The sequence below is a fragment of the Microvirga lupini genome (assembly GCF_014191055.1).
Classification (GTDB): domain Bacteria; phylum Pseudomonadota; class Alphaproteobacteria; order Rhizobiales; family Beijerinckiaceae; genus Microvirga; species Microvirga lupini_A.
This window is the reverse complement of record NZ_JACHWB010000001.1, coordinates 1,127,170-1,145,164: the sequence shown is the minus strand read 5'-3', so window position 1 is coordinate 1,145,164 and position 17,995 is coordinate 1,127,170. Positions and strand designations below refer to the sequence as shown.

The following is a 17,995-nucleotide window of genomic DNA, read 5'->3' as shown; positions in this document are numbered from 1 at the left end:
CGCAGGCTTGAGCCGCGAACAACGGGCTTGTTTGTAATGGCGCGCCTTTCAAAAGGCAAGTCGTTGAAACAAATGAAAAGCAAAGGATTGTCGATCAGATGGGTTATGACTCGAAGCTCGGCGAGACTGGTCTCTCGGGAAAGTGCCCTAGAACAGACGAAGCTTGGCCTTTGTTCCTTGCCCACGAAGTTCGCTGAGGAGATGAACCCATGAAGATCGTCACCCCCACCCTGCTCCTGACTGGCGCCCTCATGCTGGCCGCCTGCAATCAGACCGCCACCGCACCCGTCAGCACCGGCGTCATGGCCGGCAGCTCCGGCACCGGATGCACTGGCGAAATTAGCCGCTACCGCGCCGTCATGAGCAATGACCTTGCCATGGGCCATGTGAACCAATCCGTCTACAACCGGGTGGATCGCGAACTCGTTCAGGCCGAGGCTGCCTGTGCCGCAGGACGCGATGCAGAGGCTGTCCGGATGGTCAACGCCACGAAGGCGCGACACGGTTATCTTTGATCGAAAACCCAGCCGAAGAAGGACTGCAGGAAGAACGGCATTCGCTCGGGGTCGATGTCCCCTGCCCCGCGGATGATGCGTACATCCTGCAGTTCGGGCTCGTGCTGCCGGGCGATGTTGGCGCGGATCTTGGCCGCGCCCTCCTCCGCCGGCACCGGCAGGGTCACCATGCGCAGGAGGGCGATGGTCGGCCAGCGCTGGACGATGATCCATTCATCATCCACGTGATATTCGCCTTCCTGCAGGCCCGTCTCCTCAGCAAGCTCCCGGGTGAGGCTGGTGGCAAGATCGACGGTGCCGTCGGACCGCAGATCGGAAGGATCGGGCGTGCCGGCCGCGAAATAGACGCGGCCCGCATTTGTCGTGCCGTTGCCCATCACGCCGCAGATGTAAGCGCCGTCGGACCCGCGCAGCGCGCCCATGGCAAAGCCGTTGGCAATGGCAGGATCAGGATAGCCCTTATCGATCCAGGCGACGAAGTCGGCGTAATCCACCTCGAAATAGGTGTTGCGGCAGAGATCCCGTTCAAAGGCCACGTCCTGCAGCAGCAGCACGCGTCCGTTGAACATCTGCGGTTTCCCTACGGTGCGCCGCTTCCAGTTCTCCGAGATGAACTGCCGGTTCTGCTTGGGCCAGGCCCAGTCGAAAGGGCGGCAAGACGCCTCGACACGAGAGACGCGCCGGATCTCGATGTCGCGATTCACGCGAGAATCTCGCCGCGGCTCACCATCACGGCACCGCCGCCGATCTCGGCGGAAGCAAGCGCTCCATCCTTGATGACAAGCTGAAGCCTGATCTCGCTCGGGCGCCCCATCTCGACACCCTGTTCGATGACGATGTCGTGCTCGCCGTCACCCAGAGGCTCGCATTGCATGAGAGCGCCCGCGAAGGCGGCCGCAGCAGAACCTGTCGCCGGGTCTTCGACAATGCCCATCCCCAATCCGAACATGCGGGCGCGAAAGCGTAAGCCGTCTGCCTGGGGGATTCGGGCATAGACATAAGGTGCCGGGTGGTCGCTGTCGCCGAACGCCCTGTCGAAAGCCTCACCCTGAGGTTTAGATTTCGCCAATGCTTCAAGCGAGGAGACAGGGACAAGGTCATACGCGACGCCTGCCGAATGGCGGCTTGGAATGTGCCGGTCGAAGCCGATCTCCGTCGGATCAAGGCCGAGCGCCCATGCGCAGGCCGTAGAGTCTTTGCCCTCGCCCCAAACGAAGGGCAAGCGCGGCAGACGGAAGCGCGCCGTACCGCTCGCCTCATCCGCCACCTCGACGGCGCAGGGTACGATCCCGACCTGTTCCTTCAAACCGAAAGCCACGGCGCCGGGCTGGCCGCCCTGGTCCAGAAGAGCCAGAAGCACGGCCGTTCCCACAGTCGGATGACCGGCGAAGGGCAACTCGCGTGCCGGCGTGAAGATGCGGATATCGGCCCGCTGGCGCGGCTCGGAAGCCGAGAAAACAAAGACCGTTTCGGAGAGATTGAACTCCTTCGCAATCCTCTGCATCGCGGCCGTGTCGAGGCCTTCGGCATCAAGCACGACAGCGAGAGGATTTCCGGCGAAGCGCTCGCCCGTAAAAACATCCAGGGTGACAAAGCGGCGGGACATGCGGATCAAACCTCTTCAACATCGAAGCGCCGAGTGGGCGAGACGAACTCATCCTGTGCCGCGATGGTCAGGATCTCGCGGGAGCCTGCCTCGTCCGTGCGCTTGAGCAAGCCGTAGACAGATGCCGAGGCTTCGGCAAGGGCCATCGATGCGGAGCGTGTGCGGGCGTAATGAACGAAAAAGAGCGCCGCAATGGCATCCCCTGCCCCGTTGACGGAGAGCGACAGCTTCGGCGTCCGGACGCGCCAGAAGCGCCCGTTCTCCGCGGCGATGAGGTCCACGCTGTCAGACGGCGTCTCCTTCGTCTCGACGGACGTGACGAGGATGACTCTGGGGCCTATTCCGTGGACGATTGTGACCGCCTTCTTCACATCCTCGAGGGTCTGTACCGTGAGGCCCGATAGGTAATCCAGTTCGAACTGGTTCGGTGTGATGATGTCGGCTGCAGGTACCGCCTGCTCACGCATGAATTCCGGAATGCCGGGGCGCACGAACACGCCGCGCCCCACATCCCCGATCACCGGATCGCAGCAATAGAGGGCATCCAGGTTAAGAGACCGCACCCGCGCAACGGCCGACAGGATGGCATTGCCGATATCGGCAGATCCCATATAGCCGGAGAGGACACCGTCGCAGCGACCGAGCACCCCGCGTTCGGCAATGCCCTCCACCAGATCCTCGATGGCGGGACCATCGAAGACGCGGCCCTTCCAGGAGCCGTAACCGGTGTGGTTGGAGAACTGGACTGTATGAATGGGCCACACCTCGACGCCGAGGCGCTGCATCGGAAAGACCGCCGAGGCGTTACCCACGTGACCATAGGCGACATGGGATTGGATCGAGAGAACGTTCATGGCTCTTGCCCCCTTGAGTACGGGTTAGCGCAACATGGCCGCTGCTTCAAATTGTGTGATGTGATCCTATTCATCACAAAGGCGATTGGATCTATGTGATCCACGGCAATTGCTTATATGCACACCAGCGACGAAGGAGCCGGATCGGATCGATGGATATCGAGCTTTGGAAGAACAGTGTTCTGGAATTTGTCCAAGCCCACCAAGCCTATGCCCCCTTCGTGCTCGCTCTGATGACCTTTGGCGAGTCCCTTGCCTTCGTGTCCTTGCTCCTGCCAACCATGACGATCCTGATCGCTGTGGGCTTCGTCCTGGCAGCAGCCGACATCCCGTTCTGGCAGGCTTGGGCAGGCGCCGTCGTTGGCGCCTTTCTGGGCAATTGGGTCTCCTATGCCATCGGCAAGCGCTACAAGAAGGCGGCCTATGGAGTATGGCCGCTGTCCCGCAATCCCAAGCTGATCGTGCGGGGTGAGGACTTCTTCCAGCGCTTTGGCCCCTGGGCCGTGTTCCTGGGACGGTTCTTCGGACCGATCCGGGCCGTCATTGCCCTGATCGCAGGCATCTTCCTCATGCCGGGAGTGCTGTTTCAGGCTGCCAACCTTGCCTCGGCATCTGTCTGGGCCTTCGTGATCCTCGCGCCCGGCGCGGGGCTGGCGGAATACCTGCTGTGGTAGGGCGGCGCACCCGGGAACCTGCGCCCCAAGGGCTCATTAACATCCATCACCAAAGGAGGCCTTTATGGGCAAAGGCAAGATGAACGGCGACAATTCCGGCGAGAGCAAGAAGCACCTCGACGACCATGCACGCGGCTCGGGCGGCACGATGAAGAACCGCAAGGATCCCGGCAAGCAGGATAACAACAAGGCTCAGAACACGAAGAGCAACCAGCAATAGATCGAGGCATTCTCGATCTAAATACCCCCAACCTGTCTGTTTCCGTAGGTCACAGCAACGTTCCGCGATGATAGCACCTTGGCTATAACATTTCGGAATGCTGCTGTGACGATCTCATCACCTGACACTTACGCGGATCTCGCATCAAATCCCCTTTCCGGGGAGAGGCATCCCCTCACGACGGGCCTGCCGGCCAGATGGTGGGCCTATGTGTGGAGTTTCTCGTCTCTCGTCTATTCTGGGCTCTGGATGGCTGAGAGTTGGAGGACGGCTCAACCCTTGCTTGGCTCGACTAAGGTCAATCACCTGATGCAGGATCTCTGGTGCCTGATCCTGGTTCTCGGCAGCAGCTATGCTGTTTACCGGTTCTGCCGGCACCGCTCGGAAAGGCTGGGCTTCGCCCTCTGTCTTCTGGGAGCTTCGGCTGCCATGACGGGGCACCGCCTGTAGGACCTGAATGATCCTCAGGCAGCCTTGAAGAGATCGAGAGCGCCCGCCTCGATCCTGTCCCGTGTGTGATCGTAGCCGATCTCGACCACCCTCTCGAACTGCTCCCACCCCCTGAGTGGCACGTCGGCCAGCGGAGGGTGAATGACAAGGGCCGCATGAGCGCGGGCCTTGAGTGTCTGGGCATCGCTGGAAATCGTCGCCGCCCGGTAGAGCAGACTGACGATATCCGGCGCCTGAGCCGGAAGCCCAAGGAGCCGGCGGAGGAACGGCGCCTTCTTCTCCTCCTCGCCGGCTGTGGTGAAGGCAACGTCCCGCGCCACATCAATACCAAGGACAGGGCCTCTCTGCAGGTCGGCCATGATGTCCGCCGGCAGGTTGTTCATCATAGCTCCGTCCACAAGCACGCCCTCCGGCTCGATGACCGGCGGCAGCAGGCCTGGAATGGCAAGGCTCGCCCTCAGGGCGCGCCAGAGCGGGCCCTGACGGTGAACATGGGTTGTGCCGGTCGTCAGGTTGGACGACACGCAGAAGAACGGCAGCCAGAGATCCTCGATATTCCGGTCGCCAAAATGCTCGAACAGCCGCGCATCGACCTTCTTGCCTCTTACTAAGGCGATAAGCGGGAGCGTGTAGTCGTTAAGCGGCGGGTTCCGGACGAAGGCCTCCCGCATGAGGTCCTTGGCCTCGTCAAGTCCAATCTGGATGGCGGCCGTTGCGGCCATGACGGACCCGATGCTGGTGCCACCGACGAGATCGATGGGGAAGCCATATTCGCGCAGGGCCCGAATTGCCCCGAGATGAGCGAAGCCTCGCGCTCCTCCCCCAGCCAGCACCACTCCGACAGCGCGCCCGCTTGATGTGCGAATGAGGCGCTGCAGATCGGCCGGGCTTTTCGCCCGCACCTGAATTCGCTGATCCACCGGAAGAGCGGCGAGCGACGGATGCGCAGGCAACGGGCGGGAGGCATCCGCCTTCTGAAGCAGAACAAGGTCATGACGCCGCCAGGAGGATACGGCGCTGGCCAGCGCCTCCGCCTCGAGGGCCAGTGGCTGACCCGGGCAGGCCAGAAACATGACATGGTCGGCATGGCGGATGCAGCGCCCGGTCCAAGAGCCCGACGTCTCGGAGGCGACATAGATGACGCTTTCCCGGCCGGCCTCGAAGCGATAGAGCCAGTTCTCGTCCTCCTCCGACGGCATTGCATCGAGGAGATCGATCCTTCTTCCGTGACTGCGCCGCATCTCCTCCAGAAATGCATGGGCGAAGTCGGCCACTTCCACGCCCTGGGTGACCGGCACAATGGCGAAGGTAGTCGGTTTGAAAGTGATGGGAGCACTGCGGGTCGTCGTGCGAAGCCTGTCGGCGAGGAGCCGTGACAAGTAGACCATGACGGTGGGGCAACGCTTAACCAAACGCTCGAAGGCTTCTCGGGTCAGCTTGAGAAGCACCGAGTCCCGCAAGGCCGTGACACTGGCCGAACGAGGGGCATGCGAGATCAGGGCCATTTCCCCGATCGTTTCCGGTGGAAAGATGCGCGCGACGCGCTTTTGCTCCCCATGGCTGCCCTGGATGGAAACCCCGAGAGCCCCTGACACGAGCATGTATAGCGCGTCCGCCGGATCGCCTTCCTGGAACAGGACCGAGCCTCCCGGAAGAACCATCTGCTGGAGTTCCGCCTGGAGCTCGAGGCGCGCGACCGGATCGAGATCCGCCCAAAGGGGGGTCTCGAATTCCAGCAGGTCTTCGGTCAGAATCGATGCTCTCATGGGCTATCGGATGCTTGCGTTCCAGAGCCCACTAGCGGGAAACGAGCAGCCCCGCAAATCCACATCCGGCTTAGGGCAAGGGAATAACGGACGGGGCAGAGGCGAAGCCTCGTTCCTGAGGGAACAAGGTTTCATCACCCTACCCCGCCACGTGATCCTTAGTTCCGGCTCTTATCGACCAGGGCCTTTTCCTTGATCCAAGGCATCATGTCGCGCAGGCGGGAACCGACATCCTCGATCGGATGGGCGGCGTTGCGGGCACGGGTGGCCTTGAAGGATGTCTGGTTGACCTTGTTCTCGAGCATCCAATCGCGGGTGAACTTGCCGGACTGGATGTCCTCCAGGACGCGCTTCATCTCGGCCTTCGTCTCAGCCGTAATGATCCGCGGCCCTGTCACGTACTCGCCGTACTCGGCGGTGTTCGAGATCGAGTAGTTCATGTTGGCGATGCCGCCCTCGTAGATGAGGTCGACGATCAGCTTCACTTCGTGCAGGCACTCGAAATAGGCCATCTCGGGAGCGTAGCCCGCCTCGACCAGGGTCTCGAAGCCGGCCTTGATCAGCTCGACGAGGCCGCCGCAGAGCACCACCTGCTCGCCGAAGAGGTCGGTCTCGCACTCTTCCTTGAAGGAGGTCTCAATGATGCCGGCGCGACCGCCGCCGTTAGCCGACGCGTAGGATAGCGCGATGTCGTGGGCATTGCCCGTGGCATCCTGGTGGATCGCGATGAGGGTCGGCACGCCGCCGCCGCGCTGGTACTCGGAACGAACCGTGTGACCGGGGCCTTTCGGGGCCACCATGAGCACGTCGAGGTCCTTGCGGGGTTCGATCAGGTTGAAGTGGACGTTCAGGCCGTGGGCGAAGAGGAGCGCGGCCCCCTGCTTCATGTTGTCCTGCAGTTCGGTGCGGTAGATGTCGGCCTGCAGTTCGTCGGGGGTCAGCATCATGACCACGTCTGCCCACTTGGCGGCCTCGGCCACTTCCATGACCTTGATACCGGCTTTCTCGGCCTTAGCCGCCGAGGGCGAGCCCTTGCGGAGCGCCACCACGATGTCCTTCACGCCGGAATCGCGCAGGTTCAGCGTATGGGCATGACCCTGGCTGCCATAGCCGACGATGGCGACCTTCTTGCCCTTGATCAGGTTGATGTCTGCGTCGCGATCGTAATAGACACGCATGGTCTTCAAGTCCCTTATCCTAAAGGGGGCTTTCCCCCGGCCTTCGTTGACGCTGCATCGCCCGAATGGAGCTGACGCAACATTGATTTATCAGACGCCGCTTTTAGCGAATAAAACTGCGCTGACAAGTTGCTGTTTGTAGCAAAACTGCGACTCTTTCCTGTATCTGGTGCAGGGTACGCCTGTTCCGCCTCAAACGATCCGAGCCTGGAGAGTTCAAACCGCTCCCCTATGCTCTAGATTCAAATCTCATCTCCCGACCGAGAAGGACAAAGCCCCCATGCAGCGCCTTGCCACTCCCGACGAAGTCGTCTCATTCTGGCGCGAAGCCGGTCCGGAGAAGTGGTTTTCGAAGGATGAAGCCTTCGACCAAGCCTGCCGTGACCGCTTCATGTCCACCTACGAGGCCGCCGCGAGAGGCGATCTCAACGAGTGGGAGCTTACCCCGGAGGGAGCGCTCGCCGTCATTCTTCTCCTCGACCAGTTTCCCCGGAACATGTTCCGGGGACTGCGCGAAACCTACAAGACCGATCCGGTCGCCCTCATGGCAGCGGACCGCGCCATTGAGCGGGGCTTTGACCACAAGGTGGAACCGCTCTTCCGCCGGTTCTTCTACCTGCCCTTCATGCACTCCGAATCCTTGGCAGATCAGGAGCGCTCGGTGGTTCTGAACGAAGCCCTCGGTGCAGAGGATTCCGTCAAGTATGCCCACCACCATCACGACATCGTCGCCCGCTTCGGCCGCTTTCCCCACCGCAATGTCATCCTGGGTCGTGAGACCACACCGGAGGAGGAGGCGTTCCTGAAGGAAAGTGACTTCAGGGGGTGACGATCACACCCCCTCGGCACCGCGCGCCATGGCGGCAACGCCGGTGCGGGACACCTCAACCAGACCAACAGCCGTCATCAACTTGATGAAGCGCTCGACCTCGTCCGTCGTGCCCGTGAGTTCGTAAACAAACGAAGTCAGCGTCGCGTCCAGCGTGCGCGCACCGAAGGCCGAAGCCAGGCGCATGGCCTCAACGCGATGATCGCCCTTGCCCACAACCTTCACGAGGCACAGCTCACGCTCCACCGCTTCACCCGTGAGGGTAAGGTCCACCACCCGGTGCACGGGCACAAGGCGTTCCAACTGGCTCTTGATCTGCTGGATGATGCTGTCGGTGCCCGTGGTCACGACCGTGATGCGGGAAATGTGCGCCTCATGCTCCGTCTCGGTGACGGTCAGGCTCTCGATGTTGTAGCCCCGTCCTGAGAACAGGCCGGCAATGCGGGCGAGAACGCCTGGCTCGTTGTCGACGATGATGGCCAGCGTGTGCCGGTTGGAGGGCTCGACGCGGGTCGCATCGGGATAATGAGTTTTCATCTGGAGCATAGTTTTGTTTCCCGATCTGTCCTTTGAGCCTCAGGCCGCCCTGCGGTAATCTTCGATTGCATCCTCATCGATCTCGTCGGCGTCAACGATCCACTCTTCCTTCATGGCGGCAGCGCGCCATTCCTGGAAGGCTGGAAGCGACAGGATCGTGTCTACATAAGCGCGCGTCGTGGCATCGAGAGCGATGGAATAGGTGTCGAGGCGCGTTACAAGCGGCGCATACATCGCGTCCGCTGCCGAGAACGCCCCGAACAGGAACGGACCGCCGGCGCCGAAGCGCTCACGCGCCTGGTGCACGATCTCGGAAAAGCGCGCTACATCCCGCGCGACAGCCTCGCCGCGATCCTTGCCCGCAAATTTCTTGCCGAGATTCATTGGGCAGGTGTTGCGCAAGCCCTGGAATCCCGCATGCATTTCAGCGGCAACCGAGCGCGCCATGGCGCGGGCTTTGGTACCCTGCGGCCAGGCAGGCTTGCCAAGCGCATCGCCCACATATTCCATGATCGCGATGCTCTCCCATACGGTCACGTCACCGTCGATGAGGATCGGCACTTTGCCGGCCGGCGAGTGCTTGAGCACCTTCTCCTTCGTGTCCGGCAAGTCGAGAGGAATGGTGATCTCATCAAAAGCAACGCCGAGCTGCTTCATCAGCAGCCAAGGACGCAAGGACCAGGACGAGTAGCACTTGTTGGCGATGACGAGGGTGGGCATGAGTCACACTTTCCGGGTCAAACCAGCATCTTGCCCTTCTCGTCGATCACGGAACCGATATCAGCCCCCGTCTCGCCGAGATAATCGTTGAGCAGCATTTCGTTGTGCGCTTTGCCCGACGGGATCATCGGGAAGCAGTTCTCGGTCTTGTCCACGATGCAGTCGAAGATCACCGGGCGGTTCACGTTGGTCATCTCCATGATCTTCGCATCGAGATCACCCGGCTTGTCGCAGCGGATTCCGACGCCGCCATAGGCTTCGGCGAGCTTCACGAAATCGGGCAGCGACTCGGAATAACTTTGCGAGTAGCGCCCGCCATGCAGCAGCTCCTGCCACTGGCGCACCATGCCCATGTACTCGTTGTTGAGGATGAACACCTTGATCGGCAGGTTGTACTGCAGGGCGGTCGACATTTCCTGCAGCATCATCTGGATCGAGGCTTCGCCGGCGATGTCGATCACCAGCGCATCGGGATGCGCGAGCTGCGCACCGACGGCAGCCGGCAGACCGTAGCCCATGGTACCATGGCCGCCAGAAGTCATCCAGCGGTTCGGCTCCTCGAACCTGAAGTACTGGGCCGCCCACATCTGGTGCTGGCCTACCTCGGTGGTGACATAGGTCTCACGGTCCTTCGTGAGTTCGTAAAGACGCTGGATCGCATATTGCGGCTTGATGGTCTCAGTAGAATTTCGGAACGCGAGGCAGTTGCGGGCACGCCAGCCCTCGATCTTGCTCCACCAATCCTTCAGCGCGGCCTTGTCGGCCTGATGCGCGCCCTGTCGCCACAGGCGCACCATGTCTTCCAGCACATGGGCGCAGTCGCCGACGATCGGGATATCGACCTTCACGGTCTTGTTGATGGACGACGGGTCGATGTCCACGTGGATGCGCTTGGAAAACGGCGAGAAGGCATCGAGGCGGCCCGTGATGCGGTCGTCGAAACGCGCCCCGATATTGATCATCACGTCGCATTCATGCATCGCGAGATTGGCCTCGTAGGTGCCGTGCATGCCGAGCATGCCGAGCCATTGATTGTCGGAGGCCGGATAGGCGCCAAGACCCATCAGGGTCGAGGTAATGGGAAAGCCCGTGAGCCGCACGAACTCGCGTAGCAGCGTCGCGGCATGCGGTCCGGAGTTGACGACGCCGCCACCCGTATAGAAGACCGGCCGCTTGGCATTGGCCATCAGCTCGATGGCCGCACGGATATGCTCCATGTCGCCCTTTACGGTGGGGCGGTAGGTCTTATGCTGGTTGCTCAGGGGCCGCACATAAGCTCCAGTCTTGAACTGGATGTCCTTCGGCAGATCGACCACGACAGGACCCGGGCGCCCGTTCTGCGCCACGTAGAAGGCTTCGTGCAGGACACGGGGCAGATCCTCGATGGATTTGACGAGATAATTGTGCTTCGTGCAGTGGCGCGTGATGCCCACCGTGTCACATTCCTGGAACGCATCGGAGCCGATGAGGTGGGTCGGCACCTGACCGGTGATGCAGACCAGCGGGATCGAGTCCATCATCGCATCGGCAAGACCCGTGATCGCGTTGGTTGCGCCGGGTCCGGACGTCACCAGCACCACGCCCGGCCTGCCTGAGGAGCGGGCATAGCCCTCGGCCGCGTGGACCGCGCCCTGCTCGTGGCGGACGAGAACGTGCCGCACCTTCTCCTGATGGAAGAGCGCATCGTAAATGGGGAGAACCGCGCCGCCCGGATACCCGAAGATATGGTCAACTCCCTGATCCTGCAGGGCTCGGATCACCATTTCGGCTCCGGTCATCGTCTCGCTCATGGGCCTCGCTCCGTCGGTCTTGTCTGCTGTGTCTCAAGAAATCTGGGCAATAAAAAAGGCCCCTGAGGGGGCCTGTGCGCCATCGCCGGACCTGCGGGTCAATCCCGCTCCGTCGATGGCGCTCGTACTACGAGAATAAGCTTGCGCATTGGGGCAGCTCTTAATTTCGAAAGTTGCGCAGAAGTTAAACGATCCATGTCATTCGGTCAAGCAGGGGCAACTTGGCGCGAGGCGGCTTAGCTTTTAGGCTAGGCCCCCTATTTTAGTCGTATGGCCATGACCGATACCACCTCTTCCACCCAGGCTCCGACGCAGAACCTGCGCCTCACCGCCCGCGCCCTCCTCCTCGGCGATCGCCTTGACGTGGCAGGGCTGGAGCGCAGCGATGTACTATCCACGACGCCTCTTGCCTTCCGGGCTGGGCAGGAGGGCTTCGTGGCCCTCTTCCGTTACGGTGTGGCGGTTCTGGTTGGTCTCACGCCTCTGGAAGAGGACGAGGTGATCCGCAGCCTGCGCCAGCGGATCTCCGGCGAATTCGCCCGTCATGAGGAGGAGACCGCGATCATCGAGATCTCCCCCGACCGGGACGATCAGATCCCTCCGGGCGGCCCTATCTACATCAAGCAGATGTCCACCGAGCGGCTGCTCGTCATTGCGGATGCGCTGTCGAAAAGCGCCACCCTCGCCCGCGACGAGCGGGAGGCCACCGCCGCCTTCGAGCTGGTCGAGCCTTCCGTTCAGCACCTCGCCGAACAGGGGCGACGCCCCCGCGACCGCCGCAGGATCCTCAAGCAGGTCGGCCAAGCCCTCCTCGTCCGTCAGCGCATGTCCGGCGGCGTGGCCGTGGAGGAGAAGCCGGACGTTCTTTGGGACCGCCCGGACCTGGAGCGTCTCTACGCCCGCCTCGAGGACGAGTACGAGCTGAAGGAGCGGGCAGCCGCCCTCCATCGCAAGCTCGAGGTTCTCGGCGATACCGCACAGGCTCTGACCGACATCATCGACACCGAGCGGTCCCTGCGCCTCGAACTGATCATCGTCCTCCTGATCGTGTTCGAGATCTTCATCACCTTCTATCAGATGGCGGTGGGCTATCTGACGGGGCATTGAGGCGGGTCATCACCGCCTCAAAACCCTGCTCGGGTGCAACCCATTGCCAATCCGGCAGCTGGTGCCGGAACCAGGTGAACTGGCGCTTGGCATAGCGCCGCGTATCCCCCTGTCCTTTGGCGACAGCTTCATCGAGGGAAAGCTCCCCCCGCAGATAGGCCAGGAGACCGGGCACGCCGTGAGCCCGCATGGCCGGGAGCATGGTATCGAGATAGCGCTCACCCAGCGCCCTCACCTCGTCGAGCGCCCCCTGCTCCATCATGGCTTCGAACCGCCGGTCGATCCGCCGGCGCAGCTCGTCCCGGTCCGGGGCGAGGAAGAGCTTGACGACGGGGCGATCCGCCAGAGGTCCCGGTTCGCGAGCGCCGTGGAAGGACACGAGCGGGCGACCAGTTGCGGCAAATATCTCAAGAGCCCGCTGGAGGCGCAGCCGGTCAGTGGGGCGAAGGGACCGGGCCGTCTCGGGATCACGCTCGGAGAGGAGATGGTGCAACTCGGGCGTCTCCAGTCCCTCGCTCTCCCGGCGCACCTGCTCGCGCACCTCTTCCGGGACGGGCGGCATGCCGGACAGCCCCTCCGTCAGGGCCTTGAAGTAGAGGCCGGTGCCACCCACGAAGATCGGCAGGCTCTTGCCCTTGATCTCCCGCAGAACCTGGACGGCGTCCGCCACATAGCGCCCAACGGAAAAGTTCACGGCAGCATCCACATGGCCGTAGAGACAATGGGGAGCCTGGGCTTCGTCGTCAGGGGTCGGACGGGCCGTGATCACGCGCAGGTCGCGGTAGACCTGCATGGAATCGGCATTGATCACGACACCATCGAGAGCCTGGGCCAGCCTGATGCCCAATGCGGACTTGCCTGAAGCAGTCGGCCCTGCGATGAGAACCGCGCCGACCCGAACGTCACTCACTGTCAGGCCTCCCCAATGACGTCTCCCCAGTATTCCCTCGTCGCGACCCTGGTCGCCAACCCGTCCCAGCCAGCCATCACCGACGAGATCGTGGATTTGGCTGCCCGGACGCTCGGACAAGAGACGGAACAGACTGTTCTGGCAAGGGGAATCGCGGCGGATCTGATGATATCCGGCCCACAGGACGCCAAGGCGATCGAGGCCGCACTACGCCAAGCCCTAGAGGGTCAACCCATCGACATCGTCGTCCAGCCGTCAGCCCGCCGTCGCAAGCGCCTGTTCCTCGCCGACATGGATTCCACCATGATCGGCCAGGAATGCATCGACGAGCTGGCCGATTATGTCGGGCTGAAAGCCGAGGTCTCCGAGATCACGGAGCGCGCCATGCGCGGCGAGATCGCCTTCGAGCCGGCTTTGCGCGAACGGGTAGCGCTGTTGAAGAACCTGCCTGTGAACGTGGTCGTCGAGATCATCGAGAAGCGCATCACCCTCACGCCTGGTGGAACGGCTGTCGTCAAGACGATGCGCGCCAATGGTGCCTATACCTGCCTCGTCTCCGGCGGATTCACGCTGTTCACCGGCCCCATCGGGGCAACGATCGGCTTCCATGAGGACCGCTCCAACCGCCTCATCCTCAACGGCGAGAGGCTCGCCGGCCTTGTCGAGGAGCCGATCCTCGGCCGTGAGGCAAAGCTTGCGACCCTGATCGAGCTCCGCACCCGCCTCAGTTTGGCTCCGCACGAGACGATGGCCGTAGGCGATGGCGCCAACGATCTCGCCATGCTGGGAGAAGCGGGCTTAGGAATAGCCTTCCGGGCCAAGCCTGCAGTGGCTGCTGCAGCCCATGCGCGGGTCGATCATGCCGATCTCTCGGCGCTCCTTTACATCCAGGGCTACAAGGCGGACGAGATCGCTCAGAACTAAGCGCTCACCTGAACCCGCCGGACGATTTCTGCCACCACTGCCGGATCGGCCACTGTCGATGTGTCGCCGTGGTTCTCGAAATCGCCTGCCGCAATGCGCGTGAGGATGCGTCGCAGGATCTTGCCGGAGCGGTTCTTGGGCAACTGAGGCGCCCATTCGATGCGGTCCGGCGTGGCGATGGGACCGATGCGGGTGCGCACGATCTGAACGAGCTCGCGCCGCAGCTCATCGCTCTCGATCACGCCATCCTTCAGGGTGACGAAAGCAAAGATACCCTGCCCCTTGATCTCGTGCGGCATGCCCACGACGGCAGCTTCCGCAACCGATGCATGCGACGCAAGCGCGGTCTCGACTTCCACAGTTCCGAGCCTGTGACCCGAGACGTTGATCACATCGTCCAAGCGGCCGGTGATCCAGTAATAGCCGTCCGCATCGCGCCGCGCGCCGTCACCCGTAAAATAATAGCCCGGGAATGTAGTGAAGTACGTTTTCAGGAAGCGCTCGCGATCCCCCAGGATGGTGCGGGCCTGCCCCGGCCAGGAATCACCGAAGCACAGATTGCCGCTTCCCTCGCCATCAACGGGAGCGCCGTCGCTATTGAGCAAAGCAGGGCGAACGCCGAAGAAGGGCTTCGCGGCCGAACCGGGCTTCAGATCCGTGGCACCGGGCAGCGGGCACAGCAGCACGGCTCCCGTTTCCGTCTGCCAGTAAGTATCGATGATGGGGCAGCGCCCTCCCCCCACAATCTCATGATACCAGAGCCACGCCTCGGGATTGATCGGCTCGCCCACGGAGCCCATCACCCGAAGAGACGAGAGATCGTGCTTACGCACCGGTGCCTCTCCCTCACGCATCAGCGAGCGGATGGCGGTCGGCGCGGTGTAGAAGATGTTGACTCTATAGGTCTCAATGATCTGCCACCAGCGCGAGGCATCGGGCCATGTCGGCACACCCTCGAACAACACGATGGTGGCGCCGTTCGCAAGTGGCCCGTAGATCAGATAGGTATGCGCCGTCACCCAGCCCACATCCGCCGTGCAGAAGTGGATGTCACCGGGGCGATAGTCGAACATCGCCCTGAAGCTCGTGGCAGCATGCACGAGATAGCCACCTGTCGTATGCAGCATGCCCTTCGGCTTGCCCGTCGAACCGGAGGTGTAGAGCACGAAGAGCGGATCCTCCGCGCCGACCTCGACAGGCGGACATTCGGCAGAGACTTCGGCCAGCGCCTCGTCGTACCAGCGGTCCCGCCCGGGCGTCATGGGAACATCCCGGCCCGTACGACGCACCACGAGCACATGCTCGACGAAGGGCAGGTTTTGCAGGGCGGCATCCGCGTTCTTCTTGAGCGGCACGTGCTTGCCGGCCCGCATGCCTTCGTCGGCGGTAATCAGAACCCGCGAGCGGCAGTCTTCGATCCGCCCGGCCAGAGCCTCTGACGAGAAGCCGCTGAACACTACTGAATGGACGGCACCAATCCGAGCGCAGGCCAGCATCGCGGCGATGGCTTCCGGCACGACCGGCAGATAGACACTGACGAAATCACCCTTGTTCACGCCGAGACGCTCCAGGGCGTTGGCGAGGCGTGAAACCTCCTGCTGAAGATCGCTCCAAGTGACGCGCCGTGTCTCGCCGGGCGTGTCAGCCTCCCACAGGATCGCCACATCGTCACCGCGTTCCCGAGCATGGCGATCGAGGCAGTTGAAGCAGGCATTCAGCGCTCCATCGGCGAACCACTCGATGGTGACGTTGTCGGGCGAGTAGTGCGTTTTCTTCACTGTCGTGAAGGGCTTCACCCAATCAAGGATTCTCGCCTGCTCGCGCCAGAAGCTCTCCGGTTCCTCCAGCGAGCGCCGATAGAGATTCTGATAGGTCTGCAGATCCACACGGGTTGTCGACTTCAAAACATTAGGAACGGGAAAGACACGCTGGGTCATGGTGTTATGATCTTGCACCCGCAGCCTGGTCGGACCTGCGGTTGAGGGAAAGTCACCCCTCAATCCTCGGATCTGGCCTTTATGTCAACCGTATTGTTCTTAATAAAGAACAGAAGAGACATGCAAAAAGGGCGGCCCTTGGGCCGCCCTTTCGGATCCGATAGCGACTGGCTTATTCGATAGACAGCGCCACGAAACGAACCTCGCCCTGGGCATTCGCCACGAGAAGCAGTGCCGACTTGCGGTTCTGAGCCTTGAGATCGTCGATCTTCTTTGTCACGTCGGCCGGGCTCGTGACCGGCTCCTGGTTGACCTCCACGATCACTTCACCGGCCTGGATCCGCTTGTCGGAAGCAGCCGAGTTCGGGTCGACGCGGGTGATCACCACACCTTTCAGATCGTCCTTCAAGCTGAAGCGGCGGCGCAGCTCGTCGGTCATGCCGGACATGTTGAGGCCGAGAGCCTGGCGGGTTGCCGTCGGGGGCTCGGTCGAGGGCTGCTGCAGACTGGCCTGCTTCTCGGTGTCCTCCAGGCGTCCCAGGGTCACCTGACGGGTAATCTCCTGACCCTTGCGAATGATCGTCACATCGACCGCCTTGCCCACGGGCGAGGAGGCGACGATGCGCGGAAGATCACGAGAATCCTTCACTTCCCTGCCGTCGAAACGGACGATCACGTCACCCACCTCGATGCCGGCTGGCTTGGCCGGCCCCTTGTCGTCGATGCCGGCGACAAGCGCACCCCGTGCCGTGCCGAGATTCAGGGCCTCGGCGGTGGCATCATCCACGTTCTGGATGCGCACGCCAAGCCAGCCGCGACGGGTCTCGCCGAACTGGCGCAGCTGATCGATGATTGGCACTGCAGTGGAAGCCGGAACCGCGAAGCCGATGCCGACCGAGCCGCCCGTGGGCGACAGGATCGCCGTGTTGATGCCGATGACCTCGCCGTTCATGTTGAAGAGCGGACCGCCGGAATTGCCCTTGTTGATGGAGGCATCGGTCTGGATGTAGTTGTCGTACGGACCGGACTCGATGTTGCGGCCGCGCGCCGACACGATGCCGGCCGTGACGGAGCCACCGAGGCCGAAGGGATTTCCGATCGCCATGACCCAGTCACCCGGTCGGATAGTCTCGGAATCACCAAACTTCACCGCCTTGAGGGGCTTGTCGGACTTCACCTTCAGGACGGCCAGATCGACTTTGGAGTCCTTGCCGACGATCTCCGCCTTCAGGCGCGTCCCATCGGGGAAGATCACGCTGATGTCGTTGGCGTCGCCGATCACGTGATTGTTCGTCACCACGATGCCGGACGGATCGATCACGAAGCCGGAGCCGAGCGAGTTTGAGCTGCGGGGACGCGACGGGGTGCTGTCACCGCCGGGACCGCCATTCTGGCCGCGACGGTTGAAGAACTCCTCGAAAAGATCCTCAAAAGGCGTCCCCGGCGGAAGCTGCGGCAGGGTGCGGTTGCGGGCTTCGACCGTAGTCGAGGCCGAGATGTTGACCACGGCGCCCGTAACCTCCTCAGCCAGATCGGCAAAGGATTCAGGAGCCGAGCGGGCATAGGCCGGCAGCGGCATCGCCGTCGCGACCAGTGTCACGACCGCGAAGCAGGAAGCGGCAAGCCGGCGCAGGGGACGCTGGGAAAGCACCTCCTTGGAAGGTGCCAGCGCGTTCGTGGCTTTGTTCATCGACAATCCTCTTTCGGAGTTTGTGGATATAGATTGGTGCTTGGCCCCGGCATTCAAGCGGGTAGCAAGGCGGCAGCTTGATCGCCGCTCAGCCGAACTGACGCACAAGCCAGATCACCCCGAGGCCGAGCACGGCCGATATGATGCCGACAATCCGCATCTGGTCGCTGGGGCTGTGAGCCGCCTCATACATGGCCCGGCGCATCCCGTCAGGGAAGGCAGCAAATAGAATGCCCTCGACCGCGAGAGCGAGGCCGAGGGCTGCAATCAAGTCCAACATCAGACGGG

19 protein-coding genes are annotated in these 17,995 nt (G+C 62.3%); 7 read left to right on the top strand and 12 right to left on the bottom strand.

Going from position 1 to position 17,995, the window contains the following annotated elements; all coding sequences use genetic code 11:
• The first annotated feature begins 209 nt into the window (after positions 1-209).
• Entirely contained in the window at positions 210-515 is a 306-nt protein-coding gene (locus tag FHR70_RS05685) for a hypothetical protein (RefSeq protein WP_183447930.1), read from the top strand.
• Here the strand turns inward: FHR70_RS05685 and FHR70_RS05680 are convergent.
• Genes FHR70_RS05680 through pdxY form a run of 3 tightly spaced genes read right to left on the bottom strand, consistent with a single transcriptional unit; the run spans position 506 to position 2,975 of the window.
• A complete protein-coding gene (locus FHR70_RS05680; protein ID WP_183447928.1) occupies positions 506-1,219 on the bottom strand; it encodes an NUDIX hydrolase in 714 nt (237 codons plus the stop codon). The genes FHR70_RS05685 and FHR70_RS05680 overlap by 10 nt on opposite strands.
• The gene (locus FHR70_RS05675) at positions 1,216-2,121 is read right to left on the bottom strand and encodes a PhzF family phenazine biosynthesis protein (protein ID WP_183447926.1); all 906 of its coding nucleotides are present in this window, start codon (positions 2,119-2,121) and stop codon (positions 1,216-1,218) included. The genes FHR70_RS05680 and FHR70_RS05675 overlap by 4 nt, the downstream gene beginning before the upstream one ends.
• Positions 2,122-2,126: 5 nt before the next feature.
• A complete protein-coding gene (gene pdxY, locus FHR70_RS05670) occupies positions 2,127-2,975 on the bottom strand; it encodes a pyridoxal kinase PdxY (RefSeq protein WP_183447924.1) in 849 nt (282 codons plus the stop codon).
• A 152-nt stretch (positions 2,976-3,127) separates the two neighbouring features.
• On the opposite strand from pdxY, the gene FHR70_RS05665 reads away from it, so the two are divergent.
• The 3 genes from FHR70_RS05665 to FHR70_RS05655 all read left to right on the top strand — a co-directional run bounded on the left by FHR70_RS05665 (position 3,128) and on the right by FHR70_RS05655 (position 4,319).
• Positions 3,128-3,649, top strand: coding sequence for a DedA family protein (locus tag FHR70_RS05665; RefSeq protein WP_183447922.1), 522 nt, complete (start codon positions 3,128-3,130; stop codon positions 3,647-3,649).
• 64 nt (positions 3,650-3,713) lie between these two features.
• A complete protein-coding gene (locus FHR70_RS05660) occupies positions 3,714-3,869 on the top strand; it encodes a hypothetical protein (RefSeq protein ID WP_183447920.1) in 156 nt (51 codons plus the stop codon).
• A 279-nt stretch (positions 3,870-4,148) separates the two neighbouring features.
• Complete coding sequence (locus FHR70_RS05655) at positions 4,149-4,319, top strand: hypothetical protein (protein ID WP_183447918.1); 171 nt, start codon at positions 4,149-4,151, stop codon at positions 4,317-4,319.
• A 14-nt stretch (positions 4,320-4,333) separates the two neighbouring features.
• Here the strand turns inward: FHR70_RS05655 and FHR70_RS05650 are convergent, their stop codons facing one another.
• Together FHR70_RS05650 and ilvC are read right to left on the bottom strand one after the other, a co-directional pair.
• On the bottom strand, positions 4,334-6,085 hold the full coding sequence (locus FHR70_RS05650; protein ID WP_183447916.1) for a patatin-like phospholipase family protein: 1,752 nt from the start codon (positions 6,083-6,085) through the stop codon (positions 4,334-4,336).
• Positions 6,086-6,243: 158 nt separating this feature from the next.
• Complete coding sequence (ilvC, locus tag FHR70_RS05645) at positions 6,244-7,263, bottom strand: ketol-acid reductoisomerase (RefSeq protein ID WP_183448534.1); 1,020 nt, start codon at positions 7,261-7,263, stop codon at positions 6,244-6,246.
• Between the two features lie 280 nt (positions 7,264-7,543).
• On the opposite strand from ilvC, the gene FHR70_RS05640 reads away from it, so the two are divergent.
• Complete coding sequence (locus tag FHR70_RS05640; protein WP_183447914.1) at positions 7,544-8,092, top strand: DUF924 family protein; 549 nt, start codon at positions 7,544-7,546, stop codon at positions 8,090-8,092.
• Between the two features lie 3 nt (positions 8,093-8,095).
• Here FHR70_RS05640 and ilvN read toward each other — a convergent pair whose 3' ends face one another.
• The 3 genes from ilvN to FHR70_RS05625 are packed head-to-tail and all read right to left on the bottom strand — an operon-like array spanning position 8,096 to position 11,139.
• Positions 8,096-8,638: an acetolactate synthase small subunit gene (gene ilvN, locus FHR70_RS05635; protein ID WP_183447912.1), complete on the bottom strand. Its 543-nt coding sequence runs from the start codon at positions 8,636-8,638 to the stop codon at positions 8,096-8,098.
• Between the two features lie 30 nt (positions 8,639-8,668).
• Positions 8,669-9,349, bottom strand: coding sequence for a glutathione S-transferase family protein (locus tag FHR70_RS05630; protein WP_183447910.1), 681 nt, complete (start codon positions 9,347-9,349; stop codon positions 8,669-8,671).
• A gap of 17 nt (positions 9,350-9,366) precedes the next feature.
• Positions 9,367-11,139, bottom strand: a complete 1,773-nt coding sequence (locus FHR70_RS05625; RefSeq protein WP_183447908.1) for an acetolactate synthase 3 large subunit — start codon at positions 11,137-11,139, stop codon at positions 9,367-9,369.
• A 276-nt stretch (positions 11,140-11,415) separates the two neighbouring features.
• Between FHR70_RS05625 and FHR70_RS05620 the strand changes: the two genes are divergently transcribed.
• On the top strand, positions 11,416-12,246 hold the full coding sequence (locus FHR70_RS05620; protein WP_183447906.1) for an RMD1 family protein: 831 nt from the start codon (positions 11,416-11,418) through the stop codon (positions 12,244-12,246).
• Here FHR70_RS05620 and miaA read toward each other — a convergent pair.
• Positions 12,203-13,162: a tRNA (adenosine(37)-N6)-dimethylallyltransferase MiaA gene (gene miaA, locus FHR70_RS05615; protein ID WP_210277521.1), complete on the bottom strand. Its 960-nt coding sequence runs from the start codon at positions 13,160-13,162 to the stop codon at positions 12,203-12,205. The genes FHR70_RS05620 and miaA overlap by 44 nt on opposite strands.
• Before the next feature lie 9 nt (positions 13,163-13,171).
• Here miaA and serB point away from each other — a divergent pair, with 9 nt between their 5' ends.
• Positions 13,172-14,080 (top strand): phosphoserine phosphatase SerB, encoded by a 909-nt coding sequence (gene serB, locus FHR70_RS05610; RefSeq protein WP_183447902.1) that lies wholly within the window; start codon positions 13,172-13,174, stop codon positions 14,078-14,080.
• Here serB and acs read toward each other — a convergent pair.
• The 3 genes from acs to FHR70_RS05595 form a co-directional block, all read right to left on the bottom strand.
• Complete coding sequence (gene acs, locus FHR70_RS05605; protein WP_183447899.1) at positions 14,077-16,017, bottom strand: acetate--CoA ligase; 1,941 nt, start codon at positions 16,015-16,017, stop codon at positions 14,077-14,079. The genes serB and acs overlap by 4 nt on opposite strands.
• Before the next feature lie 172 nt (positions 16,018-16,189).
• A complete protein-coding gene (locus tag FHR70_RS05600) occupies positions 16,190-17,707 on the bottom strand; it encodes a DegQ family serine endoprotease (protein ID WP_183447897.1) in 1,518 nt (505 codons plus the stop codon).
• Between the two features lie 88 nt (positions 17,708-17,795).
• The gene (locus FHR70_RS05595; protein ID WP_036350916.1) at positions 17,796-17,987 is read right to left on the bottom strand and encodes a DUF2065 domain-containing protein; all 192 of its coding nucleotides are present in this window, start codon (positions 17,985-17,987) and stop codon (positions 17,796-17,798) included.
• Positions 17,988-17,995 lie beyond the last annotated feature (8 nt).